This is a genomic window from Hahella sp. CR1 (assembly GCF_029813005.1).
In the GTDB taxonomy this organism is placed as follows: Bacteria; Pseudomonadota; Gammaproteobacteria; order Pseudomonadales; family Oleiphilaceae; genus Hahella.
On sequence record NZ_JAPELK010000010.1, the window covers coordinates 20027 to 32486 of the forward strand.

General features: G+C 50.3%; 11 protein-coding genes. 5 read left to right on the forward strand and 6 right to left on the reverse strand.

The window, feature by feature from the left end; translation table 11 throughout:
- The first annotated feature begins 324 nt into the window (after positions 1–324).
- From ONV78_RS21975 to ONV78_RS21985, 3 genes are all read left to right on the forward strand, one after another.
- Positions 325–2313, forward strand: a complete 1989-nt coding sequence (locus tag ONV78_RS21975) for a methyl-accepting chemotaxis protein (RefSeq protein ID WP_216740274.1) — start codon at positions 325–327, stop codon at positions 2311–2313.
- 324 nt (positions 2314–2637) lie between these two features.
- The gene (locus ONV78_RS21980) at positions 2638–2895 is read left to right on the forward strand and encodes a YjhX family toxin (protein WP_127970261.1); all 258 of its coding nucleotides are present in this window, start codon (positions 2638–2640) and stop codon (positions 2893–2895) included.
- Positions 2896–2968: 73 nt separating this feature from the next.
- Positions 2969–3520 (forward strand): N-acetyltransferase, encoded by a 552-nt coding sequence (locus ONV78_RS21985; protein WP_279506412.1) that lies wholly within the window; start codon positions 2969–2971, stop codon positions 3518–3520.
- A gap of 148 nt (positions 3521–3668) precedes the next feature.
- On the opposite strand, the gene ONV78_RS21990 is transcribed toward ONV78_RS21985, so the two are convergent.
- Positions 3669–5597 (reverse strand): M66 family metalloprotease, encoded by a 1929-nt coding sequence (locus tag ONV78_RS21990; RefSeq protein WP_279506414.1) that lies wholly within the window; start codon positions 5595–5597, stop codon positions 3669–3671.
- Between the two features lie 660 nt (positions 5598–6257).
- On the opposite strand from ONV78_RS21990, the gene ONV78_RS21995 reads away from it, so the two are divergent.
- Positions 6258–6791, forward strand: a complete 534-nt coding sequence (locus ONV78_RS21995; RefSeq protein ID WP_279506416.1) for an IS630 family transposase — start codon at positions 6258–6260, stop codon at positions 6789–6791.
- Positions 6792–6826: 35 nt separating this feature from the next.
- On the opposite strand, the gene ONV78_RS22000 is transcribed toward ONV78_RS21995, so the two are convergent.
- The 5 genes from ONV78_RS22000 to ONV78_RS22020 all read right to left on the reverse strand — a co-directional run bounded on the left by ONV78_RS22000 (position 6827) and on the right by ONV78_RS22020 (position 11050).
- Complete coding sequence (locus ONV78_RS22000) at positions 6827–7255, reverse strand: hypothetical protein (RefSeq protein ID WP_279506417.1); 429 nt, start codon at positions 7253–7255, stop codon at positions 6827–6829.
- Between the two features lie 254 nt (positions 7256–7509).
- Positions 7510–8163 (reverse strand): HAD-IA family hydrolase, encoded by a 654-nt coding sequence (locus ONV78_RS22005; RefSeq protein ID WP_279506418.1) that lies wholly within the window; start codon positions 8161–8163, stop codon positions 7510–7512.
- A 222-nt stretch (positions 8164–8385) separates the two neighbouring features.
- The gene (locus tag ONV78_RS22010; protein ID WP_279506419.1) at positions 8386–9153 is read right to left on the reverse strand and encodes a hypothetical protein; all 768 of its coding nucleotides are present in this window, start codon (positions 9151–9153) and stop codon (positions 8386–8388) included.
- 2 nt (positions 9154–9155) lie between these two features.
- Positions 9156–9905 carry a hypothetical protein gene (locus tag ONV78_RS22015; RefSeq protein ID WP_279506420.1) on the reverse strand — a complete coding sequence of 250 codons (750 nt, stop codon included), beginning with the start codon at positions 9903–9905 and terminating at the stop codon, positions 9156–9158.
- Entirely contained in the window at positions 9902–11050 is a 1149-nt protein-coding gene (locus tag ONV78_RS22020) for a hypothetical protein (RefSeq protein ID WP_279506421.1), read from the reverse strand. The genes ONV78_RS22015 and ONV78_RS22020 overlap by 4 nt, the downstream gene beginning before the upstream one ends.
- A gap of 501 nt (positions 11051–11551) precedes the next feature.
- Between ONV78_RS22020 and ONV78_RS22025 the strand changes: the two genes are divergently transcribed.
- Positions 11552–12196: a hypothetical protein gene (locus tag ONV78_RS22025; protein WP_279506422.1), complete on the forward strand. Its 645-nt coding sequence runs from the start codon at positions 11552–11554 to the stop codon at positions 12194–12196.
- The last annotated feature ends 264 nt before the right edge of the window (positions 12197–12460 follow it).

Below are 12460 nucleotides of genomic sequence, written 5' to 3' on the forward strand. Positions count from 1 at the left end.
ACATGGTGGCTTGATAAATATAGCTAGCGAAGCCAATACGGCAACGCCCTGATGGCCCGAGTCGCAAGCCGTTGGCGCAGGTTGCGAATCCCTGCAGACATAACAGACTGAGAATAACCTTTGATGACAGCGGCGTTCTGAATCTGGCGGCCGCGCCTTCGCGTTTATCCCCGATCAGCCTTGGCATTCACGGCCGCAACCGGCGACGTAAAGGGGAAAATCTGGAATTTAGTGCTATATCTTATAGTTAGTCGCGATGCGGCTTTCGCATCCTGAATCGACCCAAAATATCCAGTAACCGAGGCGCATATTCGGGGAGACGTCATGTCCATACGTTACAGATACACCTTGTTTTTAATCGTGTTTCTGGCCATCGTCGGCGTATTTACGGCGTTAGGAATACAGCAGTGGGTAGCGCCCACCCTGGTTCAGGGAGAACAGAGAAACATCAACAGCGTGCTGCATGCGCTGGTGCACGAGATTCTGTCGGAGCTGGCCGAGGTGCAGGCGCAACAGCGAGTGATCACCCAGACTGTGCCTTTGCTGGAGAGCGATCAGATCGACAAGCAACTGGGCGCAATGATCGATCAATACGGCAAGAAGCAGGTGTTCGGCGGCGGCGTCTGGCCTCTGCCGCGCAAGCGGGACAGCAATGTCGTCAAGAACAGCACCTTTATTCATCGCGACGGCAGCGGCAAGCTGGTCACCAACACCTACTGGAATTCCGCGGAGTCGCAGAATTATTACGAGCAGAGCTGGTATAAAGACGGTTTGAACGCCCCTGCCGGGCAGTGCGCCTGGGCGCCGGCCTATCGGGATTCCGCCAGCCCGGAGGCGCGCACGAATTGCTCCATGGGCATTCGCGTGAACGGCGAAGCTTATGGCGTTTCCACTATCGATGTGACCCTGGGGTTCTTTAATGGCCTAGCGGCGGAGAAGGAAAAGGAGCTGAACGGCCAGCTGCTGATCTTTGAACGCGACGGCAAGATTCTCAACAACAGCAGCGGACTGCAGGGCGATGCGATTCTGAAGAACGTCAGCGAGCTGGCGTCACAGTCTCCTTTTCTGGCGGAGGTTAAAGATTATCTGGGCTCCGCGTCCAATCAAGAAACCTATTCCAGCGAGTATGAGAACGCCAAAGACGGCGAGGATTATTCCTTTTTCGTCCGCGATGTCCCCGGCACGCCCTGGTTGCTGGCGGTCAGTATTAAAACGTCTTTGCTGAGCGCGGCGACGGACTCGGTGATGTCCACCCTGGCGGCGATCCAGATTCCCATTGCGTTGGCGATCGTTTTCTTCGGCTTCCTGGCCTTCACGCAATTGAGCAAACGCCTGGGCGTGCTGCGCGCCAATATCGATATTCTCAGCACTGGCGAGGCGGATCTGACCAAGCGCATTCAAATCAGCAGCCACGACGAAGTGGGCAATGTCGCGGAGTCGGTGAATAAGTTCATCAAGTATCTGGCGGCCATGATCGGTGAGTTGTCGGTTTCCAGTAAACAGATCTCCGGCATTGTGTCGGAGGTGGAGAAGCAGAGCAGAGAAAACTATCGCATGATGAACAAGCATGCGGGAGAAACTGAGCAGGTGGTCACCGCCGTCACAGAGATGGCCGCCACTGCGGAATCCGTCGCCAAGAACGCCACGGAAACCTCAACGTTCACAGAAGAAGCCAGCCGCTCTGCGCAGAAGTCCAAAGAGACGGTGTCGCGGGCGCGGGTGAGCGTGGTGGATCTCAGTCGCCGGGTGTCGGAGGCGGTGGAGAACGTCAACACCATGCGTCAGGAAGCGCAGTTGATCAGCAATGTCATCAATGTGATTCGCGGCATCGCCGAGCAGACCAACCTGCTGGCCCTTAACGCGGCCATCGAAGCCGCCAGAGCAGGGGACCAGGGCCGGGGCTTCGCCGTGGTGGCGGACGAGGTGCGCGCACTGGCCGCCCGCACCCAGAACAGCACGGAAGAAATCGACGGCATGTTGAATCGTCTGGAAAGCGGCGTGTCCGTCGTGGTGAACGCCATGTCCGGCATGAAAGACAGCAGTGAAGTGGTGGTGAAGGACAACGAAGAACTCACTCAGGGCCTGGACAAAGTGCTCAGTTCTTTTGATGAGATCAACGACCTCAACACCCATATCGCCACCGCCGCGGAGGAGCAGAGCCAGGTCAGCGATAAGATCAGCGAGAACATGTCGGAAATCTCAATGATCATCAGCGAGTTGACCAAGCTGGCGCAGGATTCCGAGGCGTCCATGAATCAACTGTCCAGCGCCAACGAAGGGCTGAATGGACTGGTGTCGCGCTTCAAGTTATAACGCAGCCCTTTTTTCTCACCCCAGTCGCCGCTGGAAAGCGCCTCCGGCGGCTTGACGCCTGCAGGAAAAATAGGCTAACTTCTCCCGCCTGACGCAAAGCGTCTGTTTTCAATCAGAATTTTTTATTTCATCCCAGCTAAAAAAAACAGCGGGATGGAATTGCTTATCAGCCTTTCAAGAGGTGTATATGTTGGAGATAGCAGTAATCCGATAACCCAACCCCTGTTTCCTCAGGAGTTTCGGTTATCGATACGCGCATTTTCGTGGCGAGCATGAATGCATGCTTGCCGTGTCGCATATTTGATTACTGCTACAGGTTCCAACATGAACATTTCCAAGCCGGAACAACGGACGTTGCACGTCCTCGCCAAAGGCGGCCGCATCATATTTACACGTAATACCTCAGGTAAGGTGACATTCGTTGAATGCTACACCCGCGAGGGCTATGTGCTTGCCGACTGCACGTTGCCGGTCTTCACTAAACTCAAAAACAAACGCCTTATCCATTCAAAAAGCGGAAAGCCTTATCAAATCAATATGGCCGGGCTGAAAGCCGTGCGTCCGCAATTGGATAACCAGTAAAACTTCATTCCCTGGCGGCTGGCGACAGCCCGCCAGGGCTAGCCTTGTTTGGCAAGCAACAACGAGACAACACATGAATTTCCATATTCGCAATGAACAACCCGGCGACTTAGAAGCGATCACCCGCGTCACCGAACAAGCGTTCCTGAACGCGCCTCATACCAGTCATACGGAGCAACACATCGTCAATGCGCTCAGGCAGCGTGGTAAGTTGACCATTTCACTGGTGGCGGAAGCGCAGGGCGAACTGATCGGCCACATCGCTATTTCCCCGGTGGCTATCCAGGGCCATCAAAGTTCTGGGCAAGCCGATGCCGCTAATATTCAAAACTGGTACGGCCTCGGCCCGGTTTCCGTACACCCGGATCGACAAGGCCAGGGCATTGGCTCCGCCCTTATCAGGGAAGCATTGAGCTGCCTGCAAGCGCATAACAACGCCGCTGGCTGTGTGCTCCTCGGTGAACCCGATTACTACGGCCGTTTCGGCTTTAAACCTCATCCTGGTCTGGAGTTACCCGGCGTACCGCCGGAGTACTTTATGGCGCTGGGGTTTGGGGGAGAGACGCCAGTCGGCGTGGTGAAATATGATGAAGCGTTTGAGTTGGAGGCTAACGCCTCCAACTGAAGACCTTCGCAAACGGCGACTTAAATAACGTGAAACTTTCCCCCAAGCTTGATTCCGCTCTTGCTAAGAAAGCCTCGGCGCATAAGTCGCTTCGGTTTTCTAAAGCTGAACGCTCAAGCATTGGGGGCAAGCTGAATGTGTATAGCTGCTACAGCTGTTTGACGACCAGCGCTTTCGCCGCCATAACAGCGGTGGGGCTCAAATTCCACAGCATGGGCGTGTCGAGCAGCTCAAGCTTTTTCACCTTCGGCGCGCCCTCGGGCGCCACCAGCGCTACCGCCCAAAACAGATAGCTGTCTTTACTGTTTTCATTCAGATAGTCGTCCTTCCACACAGAAGGTTGCCAATCCTTGCGGGCGCTTCCTTTTAACACTCGGTATGAGGTCGAGCCGTCTTCGTAGGTGACCTTGAGGGTGAAGTCACACCCCTGGCGTCGGCAGTAATCGGAGTATTTAGCTCTGGCGCCGCTTGAGATATCGGCGTTAATGCTGTTGAGGTCGTCCTGATCGATCGCGTCGACATACTCAATGGCGTTTCCTTTGTACCGGATCGGGTTATAGAACTGCGACGCAGCGTCGGTCCCCGCGAGGCTGTACGTGACCATGATGAAGTCAGTGGTTTCATCAAACGACACGGGGAAGTGTTCCTTGATATGCCATCCCGCGTAGTGTTTGGTTTCTGGAACAAAGTCCGCCCAGTCGCCGTTATCGTCAAGCACCTGAAAACCATCGTTGGAGGGATTCATCCTGGCGCGGTTACGCACCCAGCGCTGCATTTTTCCTGCATTAAAATCCGAGAATAACGGGAAGTCGGCATCGGGGTCTTTTTGCTCGTCCGCAGAGTGCATTGGGTCGAATCGATAGCAGCGTCCTTCCGCGTTTTTCTGGAAAACGCCACCGCCTCTTTCTCCGCTACAGACGAAGTAGCGGGAAGTCGGCGCGGTAAGGGGAGAGCGGAAATAGCCCCTGTATTGATCATATCCCCAGACGGAGCCGCTTAAACTGCCCTCTGCATAGGGATAGTAGGGGCCATTCGCGTCTTTGCTGCCGCTCAACGAGTGTGGAAGACCGATGGCGTGTCCGCCTTCGTGCCAAAGCAGTCCGAGAGAGGGGTAGCCCATAGACGCCCCGGAGCCGGTGTAAGCCACGCCGCCCAGTCCACGGGTTTTAATCGGACCCGTTTTGGAGTGGTCGATGAGCATGGAAGGGGCGAAGGTGATTTTGTTCAGCGCCATGTCGCCCAGGGCGTATTCGATGTGCCAGACCATATCCAGAATCGGTCTGGAATAGTCCGGGTCCGCCGCAGATTCCACTTTCTTCGCCGGAGCCGAGCCTGACGGCGGTACAATCAGATAGTCCGATTCAAACACTCCCAACGGATGGTTAACGATATGGGTCTTTGAGAAGGGCATTCCCGCAAAGCCCTGTCCGGCGGTGTCGGGGTCTGCGAACATTACTTTCAGGTCGTCGATTTTAAACGGGATATTGCTTTCATTGACGCCGTAGATCAGAAAGGGCAGTGATTGAATAGTGAGATCCAATTCAGGATGCATGGCGGGCGTGACGGTTTCCGATGCGCTCTTACCTTGCGCGACGACGCGGATATTCACGCCTTTAGACATGTCATCAGACGGAATCACCGCCGACCAGGCGTCGTCCGAGTAGGGCAGATCGTCGCCTTCAGTGGGAGGAAGATTGCTCGGCTTTGACAGGTTCAGGGAAGAAAGTAACTGATGGTTTTTATCATAAACGCGCACTTCTGCAGCCTGCACGGCCTCGTCGAAGGTGGCCAATACCAGCGTGTCTCTTTTTTCGACCAATTGCAGCTCGCCGGATTCTTTAAGGTCCCAGCTCAGACCGCTTGGAGGAATAACGTGAGACTGGGCGAACTCAACCGAACGCAGCGATGTCGGTTCCAGCGGGGCGTCATCATTGGATGAAGAATTATCGTCGGGCGCCACATCGCCGCTACTATCGTCGCTCGCTTGAGTCCCTTCCGACTTATTGTCGTCGTTCCCTCCGCAGCCGGACAATTGTCCAGCCAATACTAACAAAACCATGATCATAGATAGCTTCATAAAAAGCACCTCATCTATTTTCCGAATCAGTTGTTTAGCGGTGTAAGACTCCTCTACGGCGCCATCGCTGACGTCAGTGCGAAGTCATCGAGTTTATTTTTCTTTGAATCGTCGGCGTGTTGACTGTGAAGGCGTCTGGCTATGCAGGAAGAGCCGTTGTCGCGTATTCCTGATAAATACTGGATCGACAGGCTCTCTGTGTCGGCGGTGTGGCGTCACTCCCTGATACTTTTCCAAACACTTCCTCGAAGCGCGGGAATAGGAAAATACACTGCTCCACCCGATAGATGTGACGCCATCATCTGCATTAAGGAGTAGTTTATTGGTACAACGAAACCTTAAACCGGTAATCCATTGCAATGGAGTGACCCATTAGCCGCTTAAACTAATCGTGATAAGTTTCACCTACAACCCTCAATCACAACAGATTCTCCCTACCGTGACCCAGCCCGCAAAGTTGAAGAAAAGTGCGGTGCGATTTTGGTGCGTAGTGGTTTTTTGTATGGGAATCAGTGCACTAGGATGGGGCGTGGTGATCATCGCAAAGAAGACTGCTGGGGGCGGTGGCGTCTGCTGAGTCATTTTTATCAGCTTTCGCCTTATCTGAAGTTGTTGTTTATTATTAACCTGGCATCGATATAGGCATGACACGCTGCCCATATGATTATAGAAGACGCTCGCTCATTACCTGCCTCAGCGCAGGAAGAAAAAAGAAAACAGGCCGTGCGACTGCGCAAGCAGGGGTATAGCTATCAGGAAATAGCCGATAAGGTCGGTGTCCATAACCTGACGGTGGGAAAGTGGATCAGAGCTTATGAAGCGCAAGGGGTTAGCGGGATTAAATCCAAGCCCCGGGGACGAGAGCCCGGTTCGGGACAGCGATTAACGCCAGGGCAGGAGAACCGAATCAGATGTTTGATTGTCGATAAAAGCCCGGACCAGCTCAAGCTGGAGTATGCGCTCTGGACCCGTAAGGCGGTGCAACAGCTTATTGCGCAGGAGACGGGAGAGCACTTGGCGATCCGAACGGTTGGCAGTTATCTGACCGCCTGGGGTTTCACGCCGCAGAAGCCGGTGAAGAAAGCGTATGAGCAAAACCCGTCTCAAGTCGAGAAGTGGCTGTCTGCACTAAGGAGTAGTTTATTGGTACAACGAAACCTTAAACCGGTAATCCATTGCAATGGACCTGTGTAAACTGTAATTAGCTCATCACCACTGTCTGGAACAGCTTAATCGTTATACACACAGACAGGACTTTGTAATCTCCTCGCTTCCTCATAAACCGCAATAACGGCTTCGATCATTTTGCAATATTCTTCATTTTCAAATTCGTCGTAAAAATCATCAACTCTATCTTTCAGAGATAAAATCGAGGGACTATTCCTTAATTTATCTTGAACAGAATACAAAAGATCAATAATGCTTGTCTGCTCACTTTTAGATAGATTCAAGTAATAATTATATTTGTATGATCCGAAAGTCATATTCTCCAAGAAATCCGCCTTGCCTGGCATAATTTCCCGTACAAACTCCAAAATTAATAACCAATGATCAAGGGGGATATACGCACTTCGCTCACTATGCCACATAGATGGTTCTATAGGCAGCGTAGCTGCTTCTCCACCTGGCGCTTCAAAAACTCGAATTCTCTTACTCATTTCAAACAACTCTGTTTATATGTGCAGTTTTTCAGTTTGACAATTTTTCTTTATCATATCTATGGTAATTTCAAATAACTTCTCTCTCGTAACATATAATTTCAATTTATTTGGTTTGGCGGTGCTATTTTTAGGCGTAGGCGCCACATATTGGGTATTTGCTCCTGAACCCAAAAGTTCACTACAGAAACTGCCTAGTGATTGCGTGCCTGCGCTTGACGTTACTTGTACATCTGTAATCGTATCGTACCCTATTAAAATAAGCCTGAGATAGACGATGTTTCATTTTTAATGACATCTATAACTTCGACAATATTGTTGATAATAATTTCATTGAACTTGGGTTTGTCGACAGATGTCGGGCTGTAGTATGCGGACTTCATCTTGGCATTGAATGCCGCCTCGATGCCAACATAACTGTCTTCTACAACGAGACAGTCTGCGGGGGATTTATTCATGCTTTTTGCCGCATGTAGAAAAATATCCGGTTCAGGTTTCCAAGAGTTTATTTCATATGAGCTGAAAATATTGCCTCTAAAATAGTCCAGCAATCCAGTTACTCTCAGCGACAGTAGGATTTTCTCCATTGGAGCTGAAGATGCCACACAAAAGGGAATGTCGAGCGTTTCTAATAACTCTAACACCCCATTGTTAGGCTTTAAATTTGTTGATATTAGCTGATTCATCCTGTGTCGATAGTTGACTTCAAATTCTTTTGGAAGTACTTTTCTGTATTGTTGTTCTATGGATTCGATGATCCTCGCTAATTTCATTCCACGATAGTTGTTTAAGAGAGTTGTCGGGTTGCTTTCTAAGCCTAGTAGAGCTAACTCCTCGTGTAGAGCTAAATTGCATAAATGTTCACTGTCGACGAGTGTTCCATCACAGTCAAAAATTATTAACTTCATTTTGCTTAGTATCGTCCTTTCAATTGTTTTATTTTGAAGCGTTATAATATGTATGCCTACTCGCAAAAGGCAAAATTGGCTTTTCCGGGTAGCCTGAAGTGCAAGTCATAGCGCACCATCCTGTATTCCTTCACCGTAAGTTCAGAAAAATCTAACCCTTTGCCCGTTAAAAGTCGCTTCAACAGCTGCTTGATCATAGTAAGCCCAATAATTTCTTAACTATCAGGCTTTTCGAAGCGCGACCATCGACATAATGCGCTTGGCGTCTTCGTACATGCGTTGGTATCTCAGCTCTTTGTCGCCCACTTCGGAGGTCAAATGAAAATTGAATGTTAGGTAGTAACCAGCGCCCAATGGATAAGCCCAGTAGTAGTTCAGACCTCGGCCGACGCCTTCGCCGCGAATGCCGTAGTGCAGCCAGTCGACGCCGTTGATTTCTTGTCTGTAGTAGACTTCCGGCAGATGGGTGACTAAGACGAGTTTCCCGAGTGGAATGTAACCTTGGGCGCTCATTTCCTCTGGGTGCTCAAATGCGTACCGCGCTTCCCAGTTGGCTCCGGGTTTTCCGTCTTTATTTTTCTCGGTTTCGTAGTAGTCCCATAAGTCCTTTTTCAGGTATGTCTCCAGGCTATCGAGGTCTCCCTCAACTAGCGGGGACTGAGGTTCTGAACGGTTAACGTCGATAGTGACGCTCATGTCGCTGAGTTTGCCGAAATGGCCTTGCAAGAATAGCCCCCTGTAAGCCCACCACTCGAATTCTATTTGTACAAAAGCTCGGTTGAACCTCTGCATGGTTTCATATGAGCTAAATAGACCTTGCTGCAAATTAAGCTGCGTCGGTTTTGGTCTTCTTGCTCTCCCAATATCAATCACATTTCCGGGAAGCTTGTAGTGCAAGTCATAGCGCCCGATCCTGCATTCCTTTGCGGTAAGCTCAGCAAAATTCGGCCCTTTGCCTGTTAACGCAGGTTTGAGTAATTGGTTGATCATTATCAGCCCTTACGAAGCTCCATCATGGACATGATACGTCTGGCGTCATCGCGCATTCGTTCGGACCGCATTGATCGGTTTCCTATTTCGAGCTGCATCCAGAAACTGACGGTGAGGTAGAAATCCTTGTTTAGGGGATAGGCCCAGTAGTAGGTGTGGTGGTGTCCGGCCATGCCTTCCGAGTTGATGTGGTAGGAGAGCCAGTCGACGCCATGGATGCGTTCTTTGGTGTAGGGATCAGGTAGTTTCACCAGAAAGCCGGAGACAGGCGTGTCGCCCATCAAAACCTTGTTATTTTCGTAGTGCTGTCTGGCTCTCAGGTTTATGCCGCCGCCTGTTTCTTCTGTTTCGTAGTATGTCCAATACTCTTGTTTCAGATAGGACTCTAAATTATCGAGGTCGCCCTCTGATAAGGGGGTATGAGGCTCTGCGCGATTAACATCCACATGCAAAGACATTCTTCCTAGTTGGCCAAAACTGCCTTGTAGGAAAAACCCGCGATAGGCCCACCACTCAAAACCCATTTGCACAAAGGTGCGGTTGAATTCTTTGTCGCACTCATACGTCGCAAACAGATCACTATTTAGATTTAAATGCGAAGGATTGGGCTTCTTAGGTATGCCAATATCAATGGCGTTCCCTGGCAGTTGATACTTCAGCCGGTAGTCTCCGATGATGAGTTCCTTTGCTGCCAGTTCTGAAAAATCTGGCCCTTTGCCTGTTAAGATCGGTTTGAGTAGCTGGTTGATCATAATAGGCCTAACTCTTTCATTGTGTGCTTCGCCAGCCTTTCCGCTTTTCTTTGGTAGCCATTCATTTGCAGATGCCTGATGGCGCATTCGGCGCTGAGGAAGGGTAACGTATGGGGGCTGGCCTGCACAGGACGCTTATCGCGGAATACCAGGAACATGTTGTTCATGCTGCGCAAGAAAGAACCGGGGGAGAGGTCATTGAAACCAGCAAGGTTTGGCACGAGGTCGTTTGGGTGATCCCGCTTGATTTCATCAATGGTTAAACCGGCCTGCTTGAAGGCTTTCTCTGCGCGAGTCTTCTCGTTACCTCCCGCATGAATGGAGACTCTTTGTCCCTCCAGGCGTATGCCTCTCTGATTAATCAACTCAACGGCTCGCGTCAGGATAATGCCACCTTGACTGTGCGCCGTCCATTTACGTTTCAAACCTTTTTGCTGGTTTTCGATCAACATAACCGCCAGAAATTTCGCCAGTTTGGTAGTGGATATTGTATCCGCGATACATTCGAAGAAATCGATTTTCCCACGAGTTGGGTTGTAGATAAGCGTATAGGCTTTGGCGTAGTCGTCCCAATAGGCGGTGTCCATATGAACGCCCATCAACCATGAGGCTTTTTTAAGGTCATTTGACATGCCATTAATGGCAACGTGCTCAGTGCGAATTGTGGGCACTAATACAGGGGCTCCCCATGAATTAGCCAGCCTTTCAATATCTTGAGCCGTCGTTCCCTCATGCCATCTAACACTTGAGGCTCGGTGGATTTCAAACAACCCCATCTGCTGCATGTTCGCCGGTGTTTCAACCTGTGTAATTTCCCGCTCCAGTTTCATCCGATTAATAACAATCATCTCGGGATTCACGCTGTACATAAAACTGACTCCGCCTGAGCAGATCTTATGACGCATAAACATGGGCGCTTTTTGAAAACCTCTGCTGTTCCAGCCATAGCCGCCGTCGCTGGTTAGTTTGAGGGCCTCTTTGTATACCTGGGTTTTCTCATACAGATTCAGGCTGCGCATAAAGACATTTGCTTCTCTGGTGATCATCAGCTTTTTGCCAGCCTTGGGAGTTTGAGAGTTCCAAGCAGGGAGCGGGTTTTCCAGCGGCAAAAGTTGATGCTGAGCAGGGAGGTTGTTGTTTTGCATTTCGCTTTCCTTAGGTGTGCAAGAAAAGCAATAATTCTAGTAATTAGACGAGTGAAAGCAATTTGTCTTTTGTTCGAGGCTGTTTGGTCTAAAAGCCAGCTTGCAAACAATTAGCGATAAAATGCGCTAATTAACATGAAAATAAAGGGAAAAACTTCCCGTTTCGCGAAAGGCTCGATAGGTGGTGTTTGATACTATAAGGCAATGATGCTTGCTTTTTGGCGCGAGCTGAACTGGCGTTGATAATTGAACAAGGGCTTCTGTCTTGTATCTTGGATGGTCTGACTAAACCGGGAAACAGGGAGCGGATCGTGCCGCCATTCACTCTGCGTGAAGGTAAATTTCCAATAAAAACGATAAAGGGTTTTGTTTCAGGTGGGCGCTAACTTAAACGAAAAATGCAGCGTCAGTGAATGACGTGGAAAGCTGGCGCGTTGAAGTTGAGCTGAGATTAATAAAAGAATCTGGACACAGAATTCAGCAGGGATCAGGGATTTACTTATGGCATTAATACATGTGCAAAACGCGATTAATATTGCTGAGCAGTGGCATCAACAAAACCGACGGATTACATGGTCTCCGTTAGTTATGCCGCCTCAGGTCATGGGGCGTCGCTGGCGTTATACCAGCTCCATGGAACGCTGGGCGAGAGGGCTGGATCATAATGTTCCCAACCCGCTGACAATGGGACCCAATCAAATAGAAATATGCTGTTTTGAAATGCTGTTTCTGGCCGCCGCCGCAGCCCAGGCGCCGAGACAATTTTTCTCTGATCGTTATAACCGTGCGCATACCGCCAGGGTGATCAATGGACGCAACTGGGGCGTACAGATAATGCGCAATATGTTTCACAACGAGACGTTTTATCCCTGGCCGGCGCCATTTCCCGCGTCACTGAATCGAGGCGATGTCGTCGTTTTTTCCTACCGCAATCAACCTCTCTACAACGGACAGTTCCAACTGGGACACGCCGTCCTGCTCACTGGCCAAAGAGATGCTTTTGGCCGACACATCGCAATGAGCTTTTGCGGAACCAATACGCAGCCAGTCACCCGAGTGGAAAGAGTGACGGTTGAAGAACAGATTCTTAACGGCGGCAACATGGCCAGGGCGTTTTATGGGAGACCCGCCTGGTTGGGAGCGTAGGTGTATTTAAAAGGTAAGGGGGAGCTCCTCATTAGCTAAAGTTTGGCGGATTTAAGGCTGGATGCCTTTGGTGCTTCTACTCGTGTGGACGGTAAGAAATGAGTAAGTCAGAAAAAGTGTATGTAGAGATTGACTGGTGGGATGAATTGGATTCACTGCTACGCCAAAGTCGGGAAACTCCTGAGGCCTACCTTATCAGCACATGCCACTTTTGAAGTCATTAGAGTCGCTATGACGAGAGTGGACCTATCGAGTAATATGGCA